The 20,182-nt window shown below is 62.1% G+C and carries 19 protein-coding genes; 7 read left to right on the top strand and 12 right to left on the bottom strand.

The window, feature by feature from the left end; genetic code table 11:
- The first annotated feature begins 155 nt into the window (after positions 1 to 155).
- The 5 genes from arc (at position 156) to pafA (ending at position 6,106) form a co-directional block, all read left to right on the top strand.
- Entirely contained in the window at positions 156 to 1,784 is a 1,629-nt protein-coding gene (gene arc, locus EP30_RS04070; RefSeq protein WP_375137733.1) for a proteasome ATPase, read from the top strand.
- A gap of 63 nt (positions 1,785 to 1,847) precedes the next feature.
- Positions 1,848 to 3,413 (top strand): depupylase/deamidase Dop, encoded by a 1,566-nt coding sequence (gene dop / locus EP30_RS04065; RefSeq protein ID WP_181160781.1) that lies wholly within the window; start codon positions 1,848 to 1,850, stop codon positions 3,411 to 3,413.
- 106 nt (positions 3,414 to 3,519) lie between these two features.
- Positions 3,520 to 4,362 (top strand): inositol monophosphatase family protein, encoded by an 843-nt coding sequence (locus EP30_RS04060; protein ID WP_140556376.1) that lies wholly within the window; start codon positions 3,520 to 3,522, stop codon positions 4,360 to 4,362.
- A gap of 88 nt (positions 4,363 to 4,450) precedes the next feature.
- Entirely contained in the window at positions 4,451 to 4,654 is a 204-nt protein-coding gene (locus EP30_RS04055; protein ID WP_140556374.1) for a ubiquitin-like protein Pup, read from the top strand.
- Positions 4,655 to 6,106: a Pup--protein ligase gene (gene pafA, locus EP30_RS04050; RefSeq protein ID WP_140556372.1), complete on the top strand. Its 1,452-nt coding sequence runs from the start codon at positions 4,655 to 4,657 to the stop codon at positions 6,104 to 6,106.
- Between the two features lie 174 nt (positions 6,107 to 6,280).
- On the opposite strand, the gene EP30_RS04045 is transcribed toward pafA, so the two are convergent.
- From EP30_RS04045 to EP30_RS03990, 12 genes are all read right to left on the bottom strand, one after another.
- Positions 6,281 to 6,562 carry an HU family DNA-binding protein gene (locus EP30_RS04045; protein ID WP_093959424.1) on the bottom strand — a complete coding sequence of 94 codons (282 nt, stop codon included), beginning with the start codon at positions 6,560 to 6,562 and terminating at the stop codon, positions 6,281 to 6,283.
- A 182-nt stretch (positions 6,563 to 6,744) separates the two neighbouring features.
- Positions 6,745 to 9,189, bottom strand: coding sequence for a lysylphosphatidylglycerol synthase transmembrane domain-containing protein (locus tag EP30_RS04040; RefSeq protein WP_140556463.1), 2,445 nt, complete (start codon positions 9,187 to 9,189; stop codon positions 6,745 to 6,747).
- A gap of 97 nt (positions 9,190 to 9,286) precedes the next feature.
- Positions 9,287 to 10,717, bottom strand: a complete 1,431-nt coding sequence (purB, locus tag EP30_RS04035) for an adenylosuccinate lyase (RefSeq protein WP_140556370.1) — start codon at positions 10,715 to 10,717, stop codon at positions 9,287 to 9,289.
- Between the two features lie 69 nt (positions 10,718 to 10,786).
- Positions 10,787 to 12,307 (bottom strand): triacylglycerol lipase, encoded by a 1,521-nt coding sequence (locus EP30_RS04030; protein ID WP_140556368.1) that lies wholly within the window; start codon positions 12,305 to 12,307, stop codon positions 10,787 to 10,789.
- Entirely contained in the window at positions 12,304 to 12,651 is a 348-nt protein-coding gene (locus tag EP30_RS04025) for a hypothetical protein (protein WP_140556365.1), read from the bottom strand. Before EP30_RS04025 ends, EP30_RS04030 begins: the two co-directional genes overlap by 4 nt.
- 220 nt (positions 12,652 to 12,871) lie before the next feature.
- Positions 12,872 to 13,477, bottom strand: coding sequence for a DUF6466 family protein (locus tag EP30_RS04020; protein ID WP_140556363.1), 606 nt, complete (start codon positions 13,475 to 13,477; stop codon positions 12,872 to 12,874).
- Positions 13,474 to 14,493 carry a VWA domain-containing protein gene (locus EP30_RS04015; RefSeq protein ID WP_375137736.1) on the bottom strand — a complete coding sequence of 340 codons (1,020 nt, stop codon included), beginning with the start codon at positions 14,491 to 14,493 and terminating at the stop codon, positions 13,474 to 13,476. The genes EP30_RS04020 and EP30_RS04015 overlap by 4 nt, the downstream gene beginning before the upstream one ends.
- 23 nt (positions 14,494 to 14,516) lie before the next feature.
- Entirely contained in the window at positions 14,517 to 15,608 is a 1,092-nt protein-coding gene (locus EP30_RS04010; protein ID WP_140556360.1) for a VWA domain-containing protein, read from the bottom strand.
- The gene (locus EP30_RS04005) at positions 15,608 to 16,126 is read right to left on the bottom strand and encodes a hypothetical protein (protein ID WP_140556358.1); all 519 of its coding nucleotides are present in this window, start codon (positions 16,124 to 16,126) and stop codon (positions 15,608 to 15,610) included. The genes EP30_RS04010 and EP30_RS04005 overlap by 1 nt, the downstream gene beginning before the upstream one ends.
- The gene (locus EP30_RS04000; RefSeq protein ID WP_140556355.1) at positions 16,123 to 17,079 is read right to left on the bottom strand and encodes a DUF58 domain-containing protein; all 957 of its coding nucleotides are present in this window, start codon (positions 17,077 to 17,079) and stop codon (positions 16,123 to 16,125) included. Before EP30_RS04000 ends, EP30_RS04005 begins: the two co-directional genes overlap by 4 nt.
- Complete coding sequence (locus tag EP30_RS03995) at positions 17,076 to 18,167, bottom strand: MoxR family ATPase (protein WP_140556353.1); 1,092 nt, start codon at positions 18,165 to 18,167, stop codon at positions 17,076 to 17,078. Before EP30_RS03995 ends, EP30_RS04000 begins: the two co-directional genes overlap by 4 nt.
- A 29-nt stretch (positions 18,168 to 18,196) precedes the next feature.
- Complete coding sequence (locus EP30_RS03990; RefSeq protein WP_140556351.1) at positions 18,197 to 18,898, bottom strand: uracil-DNA glycosylase; 702 nt, start codon at positions 18,896 to 18,898, stop codon at positions 18,197 to 18,199.
- Positions 18,899 to 18,989: 91 nt separating this feature from the next.
- Here EP30_RS03990 and EP30_RS03985 point away from each other — a divergent pair, with 91 nt between their 5' ends.
- Entirely contained in the window at positions 18,990 to 19,646 is a 657-nt protein-coding gene (locus tag EP30_RS03985) for a LytR C-terminal domain-containing protein (protein ID WP_140556348.1), read from the top strand.
- Positions 19,647 to 19,850: 204 nt separating this feature from the next.
- Positions 19,851 to 20,054 carry a cold-shock protein gene (locus EP30_RS03980; RefSeq protein ID WP_094662755.1) on the top strand — a complete coding sequence of 68 codons (204 nt, stop codon included), beginning with the start codon at positions 19,851 to 19,853 and terminating at the stop codon, positions 20,052 to 20,054.
- Positions 20,055 to 20,182 lie beyond the last annotated feature (128 nt).

Below are 20,182 nucleotides of genomic sequence, written 5' to 3'. Positions count from 1 at the left end.
TTCCACCCATTGTTGACATGCGCGGGGACAATCGTCGTCGTGGGTGGCGGGTCGCGTAGTCTGGTATCAATAACCGTAATTACCGCGTACGGCGGTCAAATGAGACACTAATGAGACGCTGACGGTATGGTCCGATGGGAGGAACTGCGCGGACGATGAACGATGAGATGAATGGGCGGGACGCCGTGGGGGCTTCGCGGTCCGATGATGCGCAGCGGTCCGATGCCCTGAACGACCTGCACGATCTTCAGGACCGGTACACGCGCATGGCCGAGCACGCCGATGTGCTGCAGGCGAAGAACCATGCGTTGGCCCAGGCGCTCAATCGTGCCGGCAAGGAACTGCGTCAGGCCAAGTCCCAGTTGAATTCCCTGGCCCAGCCGCCGGAGAATTTCGCACTGTTCGTCCGCGTGGATTCCAGCCATATCGATGAGGATGGCGTACGACATGCGGCCGCCGAGGTGATCATGGGCTCGCGGCGCATGGTGGTGCCCGTGTCATCGTTGGTGAATGTCGACCGTCTCGCCTGCGGGCAGACCGTGCTGCTCAATGAGAACATGGTGATCGTGGCCACGCGGGATCTGCCGGTCGCCGGTCCGGTTCGTACGGTGGAGGAGACGCTGGCGTCCGGCCGGTTGCTGCTCGCCGACCAGTCGGGGCAGCTGTCCGTGGCGGGGCGTGCGAGCGTGCTTGCCAATGAGGAGCTGACGCGTGGGGACCGTGTGGTGGTGGATCCGTCGTTCTCGTTCGCGATCGAGAAGCTGGCCCGTCCGGACGAGGATGATCTGGTGCTGGAGGAGACGCCCGATGTCTCGTTCGACGACATCGGTGGTCTGGATGCGCAGATCGGACAGATTCGCGATGCCGTCGAACTGCCGTTCCTGCATCGCGATCTGTTCGAGCGGTATGATCTCAATCCTCCGCGTGGTGTGCTGTTGTACGGTCCGCCCGGCAACGGCAAGACGTTGATCGCCAAGGCGGTGGCCCATTCCCTGGCGCAGGGGACCGACGGTGGTTCCGGCGTGTTCCTGTCGGTCAAGGGGCCGGAGATCCTCAGCAAGTTCGTGGGCGAGTCCGAACGCATCATTCGTTCGATCTTCGATCGTGCGCGGCGTCGGGCCGCCGACGGTTCGCCGGTGATCGTGTTCATCGATGAGATGGATTCGCTGCTGCGTACCCGCGGTTCGGGCGTCTCCTCGGATGTGGAGACGACGATCGTTCCGCAGTTCCTGGCCGAGCTTGACGGCATTGAGACGTTGAACAACGTGATGGTGATCGGTGCGTCGAATCGTGTGGACATGATCGATCCCGCGGTACTGCGGCCCGGCCGTCTTGATGTGAAGATTCGCATTGACCGTCCTCAGGGTCCGCAGGCCTCGTCCATTCTTCGGCATTATCTGACCGATGATCTTCCATTGGCTGGCGGGGTGACCGCCGATGACCTGATCGCCGTGATGGTGGGTGATATCTTCCGTCGTGATGAGAGCCGTCATGTGTGCGACATCGCCGACGATCAGGGCGCGTGGACGAGTGTGTATTTCGGTGATCTGATCTCCGGTGCGATGCTCAGGAACATCGTGGACCGTGCCAAGACGGCCGCGGTCAAGGCTTCGATCGAGGCCGGCATTCCGGCGTGTCTCGATGCGGCGATGCTTGGCCGTGGCATCGAGGAGGAATACCGCGAATCGGTGGATTCGATCAGCGGCGTCAATCCGGGGCAGTGGGCGCGCCTCAACGGCATCGAGTCCGGTCGGGTCACCGCCATGATCCCCGTACGGCGATAGACGATAGCGCGCGACGACGGTGGCGCACAACAACGCATACCAAAAGATGGGAGAACCGCAACAATGACTGTGCTTCGTGCGATGGGTACGGAAACCGAATACGCTGTGACCGACAGGGCGAATCCACGGACGAACCCCGTGCAGTTATCGTTCGACGTGGTGGACGGTGCCGCCGACGATGCGCGTCGGCACATCCGCTGGGATTATCGCGGTGAGGATCCGGTCAACGACGCGCGTGGCTACCGTCTGGAGCGGGCGTCCGCCCGGCGTGACATGCTCACCGATTCCCCGCAGTTGCAGGTGATCAACACGATCGCCCCCAATGGGGGACGCATCTATGTGGATCATGCCCATCCCGAGTATTCGGCACCCGAGACCCTTGACCCGTTCCAGGCGTTGCTCTACGACCGTGCCGGGGATCGGCTCATGCTCGCCGCGGCGCGGAAGGCGTCCGCGCGGACCGGCAAGCGCATCGAACTGTTCCGCAACAACGTGGACGGCAAGGGTGCCAGCTGGGGTTCGCATGAAAGCTACCAGATCCTCCGATCCGTGCCGTTCGAAACGCTGATCGCGATCATGACGCCGCATTTCGTCACCCGGCAGATCTACTGCGGCACCGGCAGGGTCGGTTTGGGCGAACGGTGCGAGACGTCGGGATTCCAGCTTTCCCAGCGTGCCGACTACGTGCATGCCAAGGTCGGACTGCAGACCACGTTCGATCGGCCGATCATCAATACCCGTGACGAATCGCACAGCACCGACCGGTATCGTCGTCTGCACGTGATCGTGGGCGACGCCAACCGCATGGATACGCCCGAGGTGTTGCGGTTGGGCGTTACCAGCATGATCGCATGGCTTGCCGAGCACGCCGACGAGGTCGGCTACGATCTGACGTCGCTTGCGCAGCGGATCACTCCCGTAGACCCGGTCGAGGCCATCCACACGGTCTCCCATGATCTGACGCTGCGGCAGGCGTATGACACCGAATCCGGCACTCCCATCACGGCATGGCAGACGCAGGTGCTGCTGCGCTCTGCCGTCTACGAGGTGGCGGCAGGCGTCTACGGCACCGATATCGAAGGGGAACCGCTCTGGCCGGACGACCCCACCACGCGCATCATGAGCATGTGGGGCACGGCGCTTGAGGACACGGCCCGCGTCGGTCACGCCGACGACGACGAGCGCATGGGCATGGACGGCGCGGCGGGCAGGCTCGAATGGCTGCTCAAATGGCAGCTCATGGAGCGGCTGCGTTCCAAGCGTTCCCTTGCCTGGGACGATCCGAGAATCCGTGCGATGGATATCGCATGGGCCGCGTTGGAACCCAAGGCGTCGGTGTTCGAAGCCGTGCGATCCCGTGCGACAACGCTGATCGACGACAACGCCATCGACAATGCCGGCACGCATGCTCCGACGAATACGCGTGCGTGGTTGCGCGCCGAAGTGGTCCGCCGATTCCCCGAGGACGTGGTGGTCGCCTCATGGCGGTCGATCACCGTTCGCGGCGGTGACGGCCAGCTGCATGACATCGACATCGACGACCCCGGCGAACACACCGAGGCCGCATGCCGTACCATACTGGACAGCGCGAAAACCGTGGATGATATTTCCGCGTTGACGAACAACTGAACAGACGAAAGACGATACTATAGTGGCCGGCGAGCCAGAGCGCCGCCGATACGGCCCGGAACCAATGCGCGACAGGCGTATCGGGACGCCGCAGGAAGGAGACGCTATGACAGACAGGGATCTGCGAGAACTCACCGTGAACGTGTCCGAAGTACTCAAGGACGCCGGCGAGTTGGCCCTACAGGATCAGATCAAGCCGCACGATCTCACCAAGGCCGTGCACACCAAGACACGACGTGGCAGCATGTTCTCCTCCGAAGTGGACGAGCGTCTGGTCCGGTACTGCCACGAACGAATCAACGCGATCGAACCGCATGACTGCTGGGAGGAGGTCGGCTCCTACATCAAGCCGGGCGGACTCTACTGGTGCATCGGCCACGTCGATGGATCCATCAACTACGTGCGCAACATGCCCGAATGGACGGTCACCGTCTCCCTGTTCGAAGTGGATGACAACAACGTCGGCGTGCCGATCCTTGGCGTAGTGCACGCCCCGGCACTCGGTCTGACCTACATGGCCGCCCAAGGCAAGGGTGCCATCCGCGTGAGGGAGACCAAGCAGGGGGCCAAGCGCGAGAAGATCATGCCCTCCACCACCGATACGCTCAAGGATTCCGTGGTGAGCTTCGGCATGTCCTATTTCCCCGATGAATCCGCCCGTGCGTTGAAGACCGTGGCCGCCATCGCCGGCAAGCCCGCCGACGTCAAGCGCGTCGGCCCGGTGTCGATGGACCTGTGCAAGGTGGCCGACGGCACGTATGACGCCTACTTCGAGCCGTCCCTGCATTCGTGGGACGTGCCCGGCGTGTCCGCGGGAGCCGTGGTGCTCCGCGAGGCCCAGGGACATATCGAACGATGGGATGGCACCGACGTGGTGTGGGGTGCGAACAACGACATCGTGGCATCGAACGGCCCCATCATGGACGAACTGCGCCCCTATCTCCAATAGACGACTAGAACTGATCGCAGACTCGTCAATTCGTCAATACGAACGTCAATACGAAACTGCATAACAGCACAACACATAAGGAGAGCACATGCCTCAGGAGCAGGAACGCCGCGAACAGTCGGCACAGGACTCGCAGTCGGCACAGGTCGAAGGACAGGAGGCCACGCGCGTGGAATCCGATTTCGCCGAACAGGCGTCCGGACTCGACGCGTTGCTCGACGACATCGAATCCACACTGGAGACCAATGCCGAGGAATACGTGTCCAGCTTCGTGCAGAAGGGCGGCGAGTGAGTGCCGCAGCTACGCGACAGCCGTGACAGTGGCACCGGAGCCCATGCCGGTGCCGAACATGCGACGGGATTCGACCGTATCTTCGGCATCGAGACCGAATACGGCGTGGCGGTGACCGAAACGACCAAACCAGTGGACCCGGGACAGGTGGCGATGACCATGTTCCGGCCCGTGGTATCGCGCTCGCGTTCCACGAACACGTATCTGACCAACGGTTCCCGACTGTATCTCGATGTGGGCAGCCATCCGGAATACGCCACCGCCGAGGCATTGGATCCGCTGGCCGCGCTCGCGCAGGATCTGGCGGGGGAGCGGGTCATGCGTCGTCTTGCCATCGAGGCCCAGGATGCGTTGCGCAAGACCGATGATCATGCGCGCATCCACCTGTTCAAGAACAACGTGGATTCCGCCGGCCATTCCTTCGGTTGCCATGAGAACTATCTGCTGCGCCGTCAGGTGCCGCTCAACGCCATCGAACAGGAGCTTATTCCGTTCCTCGTCACCCGGCAGCTGTACACCGGTGCCGGACGATTCACCGCCGATCCGTCGATCCCCGACGGGTTTGAGATCTCGCAGCGCGCGGAATTCCTCGATGATGCGGTCTCCAGTTCCACCACGCGTTCACGCCCGATGGTCAACACCCGTGACGAACCCCATGCCGATTCCGACCTGTTCCGCCGTCTGCATGTGATCGTCGGCGATTCCAATCGGTCGCAGACCGTCACCTGGATGAAGCTCGCGGCCACGCATCTGGTGCTGTGCGTGATCGAGCAGGCGTGGCGTGACGGACGTCCGTCCGGATTCGAACGGTTCACGCTGGCCGATCCGGGCGAGGCGATCCGTTCCGTAAGCCGTGATCGTACCGGACGCGCGACGTTGCGGCTTGCGGATGGGTCCATGACATGTGCGCTGACGGTGCAGCGCGCGTATCTGAAAATCGTGGAGGATTTCCTTGCGGACCATGATGTGACGGTGCCTTCGGCCGGCGGCCACGACGTGCTGACCCTATGGCGTCAGGCGCTCGACGCCATGGAATCCGATCGTTGGATGGATCTGGCGTCCTGGGTGGACTGGGCCGCCAAGTTGCGTCTTATTCGCGCGATGTGGCAGCGTGATCCCCGGATGTCGGATGCGCGTGTGGGACAGATCGATCTTGATTATCATGACATCGTCAACGGTACGATCTTTCCTCGTTTGGAACGTGGCGGTCTGATGCGCACGGTCCTTGACGACACCGCCATCGAACACGCGGTGAACAATCCTCCTGCGGACACGCGCGCCGCATTGCGTGGACGGTTCGTTCAGGCGGCGCTTGGACGGGACGTCCAGTTCAGCTGCGACTGGACGCACGTGACGTTGACCAGTCCCGAACGCATGGATGCGGAATTGCTTGACCCCTTCAGCCCCGTACCCACCGAGGCCTATGAACGGGTGCTGGCGGTGCTCTCCTAGCTGGTCATGACCGTCATGACTGTCACGGCTGTCATGCAATACCACGGATAACGAAGCGGATAACGAAAACTCCCGACCGGATATTCCGATCGGGAGTTTCACAAGTCTTTACGAGTCGGCCCCACGAAGCGTGATTGTTCGCTTCCGTAAGGCCATGCACCGTATGGTGTCAGATCACTCGGCGACAGCCTTCTTCAGCAGGGAGCCGGCGGACAGCTTCACACCGTAGCCTGCGGGGATCTTGATGGTCTCGCCGGTGCGCGGGTTGCGACCCGTGCGGGCGGCGCGCTTCACACGCTCGGCGGAGAACACGCCGGTGAGCTTGAGGCCTTCGCCGGACTTCAGGGACTCGACGAGCACTTCCTGGAAGGCGTTCACGGCGGCTTCGGACTGGGCCTTGGTCAGATTGGACTTCTGAGCGATCTTGGACACCAGGTCAGACTTGTTGTATGCCATAATCACATTTCCTTCTATGACGTGGGAGCCCCTTCTTAAGACGGGAATCCCTTGGACCACAACCGATTGTAACGTATCGGATCCGCAAAAACCGCATAAATCGGCAAAATGACGCCCTTTTTACGCCCTTTTCGCCAAACAATCACCAGTGGAATCGGATTGAGAGGCGTCTGGGGCGGATATCACAGCAGACCGTGGACGTTCATCCATTTCATCGCGGCCGCCCCGATCGGTATGCGCAGCCAATAGGTGAGCAGACGGAACAGCAGCGTCGCGGACAACGCCACCGCATACGGGATGCCCACCGATGTGAATCCCAGCGTCAACGCCGCTTCGATCGCACCCAGACCGCCCGGCGTGGGTACGGCCGAAGCCAGTGTATTGGTCAGCACATAGATGAAGGTGATCTCCAGCGGGTTTGCATGCTGTCCCAGCGCCATGAGCGCCGCCCAGAAGCTCAATCCCAGCAGCAGGTTCTGCAACAGCCAGCCGCCCATCGCCGCGAACAGTTTGCGCGGCTGCGACAGCAGTTCCACCAGCTGGCGGGCGTACGACAGCACGATCGGTACAAGACGGTCGATGATCATACGACGCGTGAACGGCACGATCATGGCGGCCGACATCGCAAAGGCCGTCAGACCGATGGCAATGACCAGCGTATTCGTGGGAATCATGCCCGACAGCGTATTGCGTCCAGTAAAGATGCCGATGACGACCAGCAGGCCCGCGATCGTGATCGCCTGCACCGCCAACACCGCGCTCATGATCGCCGTCGCCTTGGCATTGCGATAGCCGATCCTGCGCAGATACTGCAGATTCACGAACGCCGGACCGACGCCGGCGGGCATGGAGACCGTGGTGAAGCTTCCTGCCGCCTGCGAGGCCATAATGCCCGACGTCGAACGTCGATCCGGATCGATGAACGCGCCGAGCGCAACGGCGGAACCGATCCAGGATGCCACGCCGAACAGGAAGCTCAGTGCGGCCATCCATGGATTGGCCTGGGACACGGCGTTGAGGAAGTCCTGCGGCTTGAGCTGGGTGAACACCACCACGGCCGCCACGATCAGCAGCACCAGAGTGACGAACGACTTGACGTTGAACCGTGACAGCGTCACCGATTCGATCGCGCCGCTCTCCTCGTCCGGACTGAATTCCTCGAGTGCATGACGCAACGATTTGAGCGTTTCACGACTCCAGAACTCATCCGTACGGGTGGTTCGGGCCACGGCCACATTCTGCACGAACGGCACCAGACCGGTGAGCGCATCGCGTCCCCAGCTCCGTTCCGCGCAGCGGATGACCCGCCCGATCCCCACACGGCACGACAATGCGGCAAGCATCTGCACCCGATCGATGGCCACGTTCGCCGGCGAGCTGGCGTCATCCCCGTTGAGCCATCCTGCGAGCACCATGCGTCCGGTACCGCTACGGGCGAAGGATTCGGGGGTGATGTTCCGGTGCGTCACGCCACGACGGTTCGCCGCGGCGAGATAGTCCATCACCTCCACCAGATCGTCGTCCTTCACGGTATTCCAGTCACATGGTGTGAAGGATGGGTCGGCGTGAAACACCATGATCGACGATTCTCCGCTTTCCGTGCGCGCATACACGCTCGGCGTTTCCAACCCGATATTGCGTAGCGTGAGCAGAAGATCGACGTGATGATGCGTCGCCTCCGACATCGAACGGTCGCGTCGCAGATCCACGCCGGACGCCATTCGGAGCCACAGCCACAGCTGGGACAGATACCCGACGGTACGGGTCTGCTCGTCGCAGACCGAGATGACGTATCGCTCCCCGGTCCGAACGCGCACGTCGTAGATACGGGAGAACGGCGATAGATCATCGGCGAGTGACAGCCGGCCGATTTCGGCAAGATTGGGGTCGCGGCGCCGCAGTTCGACCACATCGAGGCCGACGCCCGCCAGAGCCTGCACCATCTGCCTGCCCCACACGCCCTTGTTCTGCGTGCCCAGCGCGAATCGGATGAGCAGACCGATCAGACGGCCGATGGCGAACGCCACCGCCACGCCTGCGATCGGATCCACCGAAATGATCATGAACAGCGCGGCGATGGCGATCAGCGTGTTCCATCCCCATTTGACGCTGCCACGCACCCGATGCGGCCCGGCGGCGGTGAGGAAGGCCGACAGGCCGGCGAAGATGTCCGGCAGCAGCGCGCCGCCGATCACGCCTCTGGAGTCCAGAGCCTGAACCAGCACATCGGCGCCGAACGAGCCGATCGCCCAGCTGGCCACGCCGGCCATGGCGAATCCGAGGAACATCGACACTGTGGCCGTGACCGATTGCACCCATTCTCGGCCGAGGATCAGCTGACCGAGCACGGATACCACGATGAGCACGGCGACGATCTGCTGCAGCATCGACAGCGGCAGCTCCACCAGCCAGCCGAACAGCAGACCGGCATGATGCACATCGGCCTCGACGCCCGTGGAAATGCCCCGCAGATACACCGCGGACAACATGATGACCACGGCGACTGCCACCGTGAGGGCCGCATTGACCAGATCGGAGAAGTCATGGACACGCTGCGGGGGAGTGTCGGCAATGGCAACGGCGTCGGAAACGTCGTCGGGAACGGCGACGCCGCCCTCCTGAAGCATGCCCGCCTCCGTCGGTACGGACGCGGGCACGGATGCCGGAGTGGCGGCGTCATCGGATGAACCGGGCGAACCGGCTGAGCCGGATGCGCGACGGGGATCAGTCAAAGTCGACAAGTCGGCTGGCGATTCCCGTGTAGGTGGCCGGGGTCAGGGAGCTCAGACGCTTGGCGGTCTCCTCATCGAAGTCGAGCGTGGCGATGAAGTTCTCCACATCCTCCTTGGAGATGGAATGACCGCGCATGAGCTCCTTGACCTTCTCATACGGGTTGTCCATGCCCTTGCGTCCCTCGAGCGCGGCGGCGCGCATGGCGGTCTGGATCGGCTCGCCGAGCACCTCCCAGTTCTCATCGAGCTCGCGGGCGATCACCACATCGTTCGGGTGGATGGATTCCAGGCCGCCCATAAGGTTGTTGAGCGCCAGCAGGCTGTATCCGAACGCGGAGCCGATGTTGCGCTGCGTGGTGGAGTCGGTCAGATCGCGCTGCCAACGACTCTCCGTCAGCGTGGCGGCAAGGGTGTCGAGCAGCGAGCAAGAGATCTCCAGGTTCGCCTCGGCGTTCTCGAAACGAATCGGGTTCACCTTGTGCGGCATGGTGGAGGAGCCAGTGGCACCCTTCACCGGCACCTGCGCAAACACGCCGCGCGAGATGTACATCCACACGTCCACGGCCAGATTGTGCAGGATGCGGTTCGTGTGGCTGATCGCGCCGTACAGCTCGGCCTGCCAGTCATGGCTTTCGATCTGCGTGGTCAGCGGATTCCAGGTCAGCCCCATGCGGGTCTCCACGAACTCGCGGGAGACGGCGACCCAGTCCACATTCGGGTAGGCGGCCATATGCGCGCCGAACGTGCCGGTGGCACCGTTGATCTTGCCCAGATACTCCTGCTCGGCGATACGACTGAGCTGGCGGCGCAGACGATATACATACACCGAAAGCTCCTTGCCCAGCGTGGTGGGGGTGGCGGGCTGGCCATGCGTCAGGGACAGCAGGGCCTTGTCCTTGTATTCGTCCGCCTTCTCGGCCAGATGATCCACGATCTTCTCGGCGGCGGGCAGCCACACGTTCTCCACGGCGTTCTTGATGCAACGAGCGTAGGAGAGGTTGTTGATGTCTTCGGACGTGCAGGCGAAGTGCACAAGCGGCTTGAGACGGGACAGCTCGGTCTCGGTGCCCAGCGCTTCGGCGGCCTTGTCCAGATAGTCGTCGATGTAGTATTCCACGGCCTTCACATCGTGGTGGGTGACGGCCTCATGGGCTGCCAGCTGCTTGATGCCTTCGGCGCCGAACTGCTCGGGGATGGCGCGCAGGTATTCGATCTCGGCATCGGTGAAGGGCTTGACGCCGCCGACGATCGGGCCGTTGCCCATGCCGTTGGCCAGTAGGATCATCCACTCGACCTCGACGCGCATGCGCTCGCGGTTCAGCGCGGGTTCGCTCATGTATTCGGTCAGCGCGGCGGTCTGCTTGTGATAGCGGCCGTCCAGAGGGCTCAATGCGATTGCGGGGGAGATATCAGTCAGATTCATGCACACCACAATACGTGAAGCCGTACCCTGAACGGCCTTGAAAACGGTGACGGACAATCGGCTGGCGGATCAGTTGGATCCCTGTGCGCCATGCGAGATTTTTCCTCGCCAGTAGGTGGTCTCCTCCAGCGTGCCGTTGATCGTCTGTTTGAATCGCTGCTCGTGATCGTACAACGCCGGTCCGCCCTGTTCCTGCGCGTTTCGATAGGCGGCCTTCATGTATTCCATGCCGTGGGTGAGGAACTTCCTGTTGCCGCTGCCCTCCACGACGGTGCCTTTGTCGGATCCCATGGGCGGGCTGGTACCGCTCACGGTGACCCAGTCGGGATTGCTGGGGTTGGGTGCGCCGTCGAGCGCCGACACCAGTTCGTCCTCCATTTCGACGCTGGTCACCGTTATGCCATCCTTGATCGAATGGTTGGCGATGGGGGAGCCGGCCGTGACCACATGCTTGATGTTGTACTTGTCGGCGAAGTCGGAGGCCATGGTCGCGGCGACGATGCCGCCCTGTGAATGCCCTACCATCGCCACCGGATCGCCGGGCTGGATGCCGGCCTGACGCATGGCCTCGTCGACCATGCGGACGCTGTCGGCAGTTGCGCGATGCTTGTCGCTCATGAGCTCCATGTTGGTAAACCAATCGAACGGCGAATCGATTTTTCCGTCGGTGCCGGGGATGGTCACCATCCATGCCGTGGAACCGTCCTCGCGCCGGTATTTCTGAATGGCTATGGAGCCATAGGGCACGTCGTTGAGCCGCATGTCGTGCACGTTGGTCAGCGTGTCCTCGATGGATCGTGTTTCGCCGATGCCCTTCTTCGGGTGAATCTGCGAAACGGTGAGCTTATTGCCGAATAGAATGTCCTTGATCTTGGACGTGTGCTCCGCGAGAATGCCGGCGGCCTGATTGACCTCGTTGGACTCCTCGAGGCCCTTGAGCGCACGTTCGGAGCGGTCCTGATCGCCGTTGACGATCGCCGAGCCGAGTGCGGAGAGCATACCTTCGTGCAGTTTCGAGGTTCCGGTGATGGCATATATCGGATTGAATCTGCCCTCCTTGATCGAACCGGCGATGGTGCTTCCCATTGCGGTGGCGCCCAGAGCAAGGACTCCGAGACCGGGTTTCATCGTCGTTCCCAATTGCAGTCCCTCGCCGAACAGACGGCGAGCGAGATCGTCGGCCTCGGAATACATCGAATACGCCTCGGTGAGTTTGTCGGCCAGATCCTGCATCTTCTGTGCGAGTACCACCGCTTCGTCGGCGCGTTCGTTGATGTGGTTGGTGACGAGCGAGTAGTTGAGCGACACATGCTGGATGGTCGCGTTGGGTGGATTCGCGGCATCGGTCGGCGCCTCTGGGGATGACGCCTGCAGTTGCGGCATCCGTGCGCCGAATATCTTCGGACAGATCGGCGCCTTGGTCCGGATGGTGAACAGATCCAGGCCGGCGGTTCTCCAATCGGCTCCTACGCGGGCCGTGGGATCGACCATCTCGTTGAGCACTGTGGCCACGGTGCCGAACTCGTCGAGATTGGCGTGGGTGGCGGTTCCCTGACCGCCATAGACGTGGGTTTCGACGCGTGCATTCATATCTGGGCCTCCGCGCTTTCGATGAATCGGAGTGTGAGCTCCGCGCCGTTCTCCGCGGCCTGGGAATATACCAGCGCGCCGTCCACGTCCTTGTGGAATCGTTCTCCCGCCGGCCCCTCCCAGGTGAGGGCCTTCGCCTGGGCGAGGGCTTCGGTCAGATCGCGCGCCATGGTGGCGTGGGCGAGTGCGAATGATGAAATAAGCGCCCGGGACTCCTGGAGGACCGTTGGGCAGGGGCAGCCTTCGAAGATGTTGAGCCCGTTGGCTGCGTTGGAGAGCATGTCGTCCGACTGGTTGATGACGTCGACCGTATTGGATGCGATGTATTGGTAAAGCTGTGTCATGCCGTGATTCAATCACGCCATGACGGATGACCGATAGGGGAATGCGTCAATGTGGTCGAATGGAGCCCCCTGGCCATGCGAGCTGGCAATGTCGGTAATGTCGACGATGTGCGTTGTCATCGCATGCCCGTATTGCCAGGAAGGCTCCCCATCCATCATGATCGTGCCGTAATCTTTTTCAGCCGCAGCACGACGAACGGCACCCTGCCATGATCAGGGATTACCAGGGTTTGGAGGATGAGTCGTCGTTGGAGCCCTCGGTCGTGGATGACGTATCCGGCACGTTCTTCATATCGATCTTCTGCTTGTTCTGTTCAAGCAGCTTGTTGATCTTATCCGTGTCGGACGAGCCGTCGCCGTTATTCGAGGATCCCGCCTGCTGGCCGCTGGCCGTCTGTGCGGAGTCGGAACCGCCGCTCTTCTTCAGATCCGACTCGATCTGCTTGGTCAGTCGCGCCGATTCCGCGGCATTGGACGCGATCGTTTCCCGAACGCCAGGCAGTTGGAGTGCATCGAGACGCCGTGCGTCCGCGAATTGCGCATCGGTCTGCTGCTGTGCCGTGCGGAGCTTCTCCAGATCGGGCGAATCCCTGTTGTAGGCGGCTATCGTGGCGTTAAGCCCGTTCACGGCGGTGTTGTTGGTCGTCAATGCCGACCAGTTCGCCGCCGACACGCCGGCGGCGGCCAGTGCGATCACGGCGAGCACACCCAGAACGATGCGGACGGGAACCGGCATGATCGCCCGACGGTTGTGCCGACGGGGATGGGAGCCGACATGCGCCTTGTGGGACCTATGCGTCCTGTGGGTTGACGTTGTTCTGCTCATAGCAGCCTCCTTGACGTACGCATCCAGGCCACGGCCTCCCAGAGCATCAGCGCTGCCAGCACGATGGCGAACGGCCAGATGGCGGGAACGTTGTGGTCCCGCTGCTTGTAGGTGCTCTGCATGCGCCATTCCTTCGACGTCTGCTGAACGTCACGCTGGTCCAGCGTACGGCCGGCGTCGACATGCACGTAGGTTCCGCTCATCTCGTCGGCGATGGCCTTGAGCGTCTTCTCATCGAGTTTGGAGATGCCGGGCTGACCGGTCGACGGATCGGTGACGAACTGTCCGTCCGCAGTCGATCCGTCGTCGGCGATCTGTGGGATCTGTCCGCCATCCGGTGAGCCGACGCCGATGGTCTGTGCACCATTCACGTAGGCCCTCAACGAGGAGAATGTCCGGCGCGACTTGGTACTGGTCTGCTCGCCGTCGGAGATGTAGTACACAATGATGGCGTCGTCCGGATGCTGGTTGCGGGTGTTCTTCGTGGCCAGCAGCAGCGGATCGACCGCCTTGTCCAGATTCGATCCCGACGAGGCGGACGTGGGCTCCAGCGACAGGGTTTCGGCCCAGTTGTCAATGGCCCGCGCATCAGGGGTGAGCGGCACTTCAAGCGTGCCCGACGCCCCGAATGCGATCGCGGCGAAACTCGCGTCCGGATAGAGCTTGGTGATGCTGTTGACCGCCTGACGGGCGGCATCGATACGGCTCATCGTCTGCTCGGATCCATACTGCGCGTCGGACACGCCCATCGATCCGGTGACGTCGACGGCGATGAACACGTCCGTGGCGTTCACCGCTCGGCTTTCCGTCTTGAGCGTCACGCTCGGGGTAAGCAGCATGACGGCCAGCATGACGGACGCCAGAATACGTCGTGTCCAATCCACCGCGGTGGCATCGGCATAGGGACGCTGTCGCAGCGAACGCACGGTCAGCACGACGGTTAGCCCCACTACGGCCACGGCCAATATGGGGGAGACGATCCAGCCGAACATCGGATCAAGTGTCAGGCCGCGCAAAGCGGACAGGCCGTTGGATACGTTCATCGTCTCAACCTCCCCGCCGTGATCAGGAACGCGGCGAACAGCACCAGCGCAACCGGCACCCAGTACTGGGGGGCATCCACCAGATTCGACTGGTTGCGGTCCTCGTTGTCGTTCTCACGCTGGCGTTCGATCCTGCGGACCAGAGCGTCCACGGAGGATCCGGAATCCTGCGTCAGGAAAATGCCGTTGTGGGCTTCGATCTGGGTCTTCATGTCGGTGGTCGTCTGGTCGTTCACCGATTGCGTGGGGCCGGAATACAGGCCATCCACCACGATCGACGACTTTTCGGTCAGGTCGAGTGCCTGATCAAGCTGATAGACCGGCGTGCCGGACAGCACGTTGTCGGTGGCCAGCACGATCGAGGCGCTGCGGTTCCTGGCGGAGGCGCTCACCGCCGCATTCCCCGTCGTGGAGAACTCGGGCAGCATGGCCGCGCAGCTGATCAGGCCATCGCCGATCAGCGAAGTCACGTCCTTGCGGTTCTGCGTGCCCTCCAGCCAGTCCGACACCTGCTGGTACTGCTTGTCGCTCATCTTGTCGATGCTGTCCTGATCCACCACGCCCTTGAGGATCGTGTTGGCGTACGACAACTGTTGTTTGGCGAGATCGTAGTCGTCGGTAAGCGGGAACACCGTTCTCGAAGTCGAATTGAAAATGCTCAGACCGATGCGCTCGCCCTGGAAATGCTGGATCAGATCCAGATAGGTGGCGATGACCTGCCGGTCATAGGGCAGCGTCGAGCCCGAAACGTCCAGACAGAGGATGATGTCACGGGATGATCCGTCGCTCGATTCGGAATCGACCTTCGACGGTCGTGCGGTCAGCACGATGGCCACGGCCAGCGTCAGGGCGAGCAGTGCGACCGCCAGACGGTTGGTCGCCTTCCACAGACGCCAACGGGCGGAGGTATGTTCGGTGTCGAGGTCGTGATCAAGATTCCACACTGCAGCGGTGTCGGGACGCTCGACAATGTCATGCACGGTTTCCGGTTTGCGTGCGGACCAGCGCCATGCAAGGATGGCAAGCACCGCCAGCACGATGATCGCGGCAAGCGCCCACGGCCATCGGAACGTAATCAGGGACGACATCAGGAGCGCCACCTCTCCACCAGATTCGACACCCATCCCGCAGCTTCATCCACCGAGACGGCACCGGCATGCGACTGGGTCGTCGCATCGGCGAATTCAGGCGGATACAATGCGGAGATCGTCTGTCTGAGCAAATCAAGTCCTTTGCCATTACTACGGGAACGCGGAACGGCATGCAGTTCCGCCAGCGTGTGATTGGTCACATCGCGGTCCAGACGGTCGGACGCGAACCGACGGGCGATGCCGGCCAGTTCGCTGAACGCATCGTCCGTGCCGATCTCACCGGTCTGGAAGCGGAATCGAACGTCCTCGATCTCGGCAAGCCATTCGCTCTTATCCGACAGGGATCGATGCGCGCCGGTTGCGGAGGACGTGCGTCCGCGAGGACGGGACGTCACGATCGCCAGCGCGGCCAGCGCCACGGCGACGACGATCAGCACCAGCATCGCCGTCACATACGGCGTGATGTCAGTGGTCGCCAGAGGTGCGAATCCCTTCGCCGCCATCACCATGATCATGCGACGCCTCCCCTCATCTGCGGGGCATGAACGTTGAGGCGGGGGAATCCGCTTCTCGCCAGCGTGGTGGAGACCAGGGAGATGAATTCATTGAACATCGCCTCGCTCGAACCGCCGCGCACCACGGTGGAACCGGTGCGGGCCAACTCGCGACTCAGTGCCGTCGCGGCGAATTCACGATGCGTTGCGACATCCTTGGCCATGGTGGGTGTGCGGAGGAACGCCGGTACGGCCCGACCATTGCGGGCGTCCACTATGCGATCAAAATGCTCCGTATGGCGGAACGGGTTCAACACCGCCACGCTCACGATGACCAACGGATGCGTCTGCGCCACCAGACGCAGGGCATGGGCCTGCTCCTCGGTCCACGCGGTCTCGTCGGTGGCGATCACCACCAGGGAATACCGGTTGCGGATCTTGCCCGCATAATCGATCAGCGCATCCACATCCCGCGGATGGTTCATACGACGACGCAACAGCCCGTCGAACACGTGCTCGAACTTCGCGAAACCGCCGTTGAACGGCACACGGCGAATACTCTGCGAATCACCCAGCACGATCGACAGATCATCACTGCGGCGCAACGACAGCACGGCGAACATACGCAGCGCGTTGGCCGCCACGTCAATGGCGCGCTCACCACTCGGCGTACGACCGCGCATCTCACGGCCAACGTCCAGCAGCAGCCACACGTTGCCGTTGCTCTCACGCTCCTTGTCCACGATCATCGGACGGGCGGCCCGGGCACTTGCCTTCCAATCGATCAGGCGGGCCTCCTCGCCGGGCTGGTAGGGACGGATGTCGAGATAGTCGTATCCCGCGCCCCGCCGTGCCGACGGATGCTCGCCCTCCAGTGCGCCCAGGGCCCGGAATACGGTGGGCAGGCTGAGCCGCGTTCCCAGGGATTCGATGCGTCGGCGGACCTGATCGGAGGATCTCTCCGGAGCGATCATGGTACGGGAACCGCCTCGATCATCGAGTCGATGACCTGATCGGCATTCACATTCTCCGCCAGCGCCTCGAACGTGAGCAGGATGCGATGGCGGAACACCTCATGGGCGAACGTCTTGATGTCCTCGGGGATCACATAGTCGCGTCCCGCAAGCAGCGCGTTCGCCTGACCGATGCGTGTCAGCGCGATCGATGCGCGGGGGCTGGCGCCCAGACGGACCAGATTCGACAGTCCCTTGATCGGACGGGGGCCTCCGCCGCGGCTGGTCTGCGCCAGTTCGACGGCGTATTTCATGATCGGCTGCGACACATGCACCTTGCGGGAGCTGGCGCGCAGGAATTCCACGTCGGCGATGGTGATGGCCGTGGGGCTGACCGCCATGTTCTGCTGGTCGGTGCCGCGACGGGTGAGCATCTCCAGCATGGAGATCTCGTCGTCCTCGGTGGGGTAGGTCATGACGGTCTTCATGAAGAATCGATCCATCTGGGCTTCGGGCAGATTGTAGGTGCCCTCCTCCTCGATGGGGTTCTGCGTGGCGATCACCATGAACGGCTTGGGCAGCGCGATGCGTTCACCGCCGATGGTGGTGGCACCTTCCGCCATGGCCTCAAGCATGGCGGACTGGGTCTTCGCCGAGGAACGGTTGATCTCGTCGAGCAGTACGAAGTTGGCGTGGATGGGTCCGATCTGCGTGCTCATCTTCTGCGTGGCGAAGTCGAAGATCTGCGTGCCCACCAGGTCCGACGGCATGAGATCCGGCGTGCACTGGATGCGTTTGAAGGATCCGGAGACCGACGTGGCCAGGATCTGAGCGGCCGTGGTCTTGGCCAGACCGGGGACGGACTCGATGAGAATATGTCCGCCGGCCACGAGTGTGGTGATCAGCGATTCGCGCAGCTTGGTCTGCGCGACCAGACCCTGTGTGAAATGCTGACGGATGCGTTCCGCCAGCTCGTGTACGCGGGCCAGATCGTCACGGGTTACGGTGGCGGAGGTGGCGGCTGTCGTGATGGGGGAGGGGACGCTCGGTGCGGGCAACGGCATGTCGGCCGCATTCTGGTGTGAAGGTCGAGGTGGGAATAAAGCCATGTCCTCCACTGTAACGTGTCATGCGACTTTCACGCCGACGGGAGAGCCCAGTCCACGGGTTCGGCCCCCATGGCCACGAGCGCGTCATTCGCCTTGGAAAACGGCTTGGATCCAAAGAATCCGTAGCGTGCGGACAGGGGACTGGGGTGAGGGGACTTGATGATCGCCGCATGCTGCAGCAACGGCTCGAGCGTCTGCGCCTGACGGCCCCACAGAATGGCCACAAGCGGTATGGGTCTGCCTGATTCATCGACCCGGGAGTCCAGTGCGGTGATGGCCGCGTCCGTGATGGCCTCCCAGCCCTTGCCCCTATGGCTTGCGGGCTTTCCAACCTGGACGGTCAGGCACCTGTTGAGCAGCATGACGCCACGCTGGGTCCACGGGGTAAGGTCGCCGTTCGCGGGAGCGGGAACATGCATGTCGTCCATGAGTTCGGTGTAGATATTGCGTAGACTGCCCGGAAGGGGGCTGACCGTCGGTGCGACGGAGAAGCTCAGTCCCACGGGGTGGCCCGGCGTAGGGTAGGGGTCCTGTCCCACGATCAGCACCTTGATGGAATCGAATGGAATGGTGAATGCACGGAGAATGTTGTGGCTCTCCGGCAGGTATCGACGTCCCTGGGCCAGCTCCCCGCGCAGGAAGTCCCCCATGGCATGCACCTGGGGTTCCACGTCCTTCAGGGCGTGGGCCCATCCGGATTCCACCAATTCATCAAGATTCTTGATCGTCATGGCCTCCATCATAGAGGTGGGTGGGAGCGTATTCCGATCATATGGGCGTACGGCTACACTCTTATGTGTTGGAAAAGTATGAGGAGTGACCATGTCTGACAAGCAACACGTCTACCCGGCCGATGACTTCGACAAGCCCGAGCAGGGGCCTGTCGGATTGCATCGTGGTCCGCGGAGCTTCGGTGCACGCGCTTTGCCGTATCTGATCGTGATCATCGTGGCTGTGCTGTGCGGTCTGGGCGTGTTCGTGTGGTTGTCCGGAACGGATCTGCTGCCCGGGTCCGGCTCCTCGTCAAGTGTTTCACAGTCCGTTGAGGCATCGGAGAGCGCATCGGCGAGTGAAACCGAATCGCCGAGCGAGAGCGCGTCCTCCAGTGATACGACAAGCGCATCGCCGTCCGAAAGCGATTCGTCGAGTGCGAACGAATCACCGTCCGAAAGCGCATCTCCGAGCGAGAGCGCTTCGCCTGAAGCCACGGTGGACCGGTCGTCGACCGTTACCGTCCTGAATGGAACCCGTACCAGCGGCCTGGCATCCAGGCGTGCGGCCACATTGACCAGCGCGGGCTATACGTCAGTGGGCACCGGGAACGCCAATCGCGGCAGTCTGCCGTCGACGAGCACGGTATGGTATCGCGATGCCTCGGATCTTGCCACCGCTCAGGACGTGGCGGCGCAACTCGGCATCTCGCAGGTGGCGCAGTCGCAGAACATCGACACGCAGATCACGGTGGTGCTGATGCAGTGACCGGCTGCCGGGCGTCTCCGGGCATTTTCCAAGTCTCCCCTTACGGCGAAAACATTGACAATGGGAGATGTGATAGCTAACAAACGTTGTCTCGGTTACTATAGTGTGAATCGTGCAAGAAGAGATGCACGAACCGTCAGACTCAATGATGTTGTTGTGTTTGTCATGCGTGGGACGGTATCACAACTACAAAGGGAAGCTGTTATGGCAACGGGTACGGTCAAGTTCTTCAGCGCAGCCAAAGGGTATGGCTTTATCACTCCCGAAGGGGGCGGTGAAGATGTTTTCGTCCATTGGTCGGCCATCAACGCTCAGGGTTATCGCACTCTGGACGAAGGGGACAAGGTCGAGTTCGAAGCCGAAAGGGGACCGAAGGGCATGCAGGCCACTAAGGTGACCAAGCTCTGACATCCTGCTTTCCGGCTGGCCCCGGCGCGTGTGTGGTTTGTCGCGCCGGGGCTTTTTTATACCCGTTTCCGTGATTTGCACTTCCCGTCTGATATTTGTCGCGTTCCTGATTTCCTCACGTCCGGCAT

The organism is Bifidobacterium sp. UTCIF-39, assembly GCF_006408715.1.
Taxonomy (GTDB): Bacteria; Actinomycetota; Actinomycetes; order Actinomycetales; family Bifidobacteriaceae; genus Galliscardovia; species Galliscardovia tissieri.
This window is presented reverse-complemented; position numbering and strand designations above follow the sequence as displayed.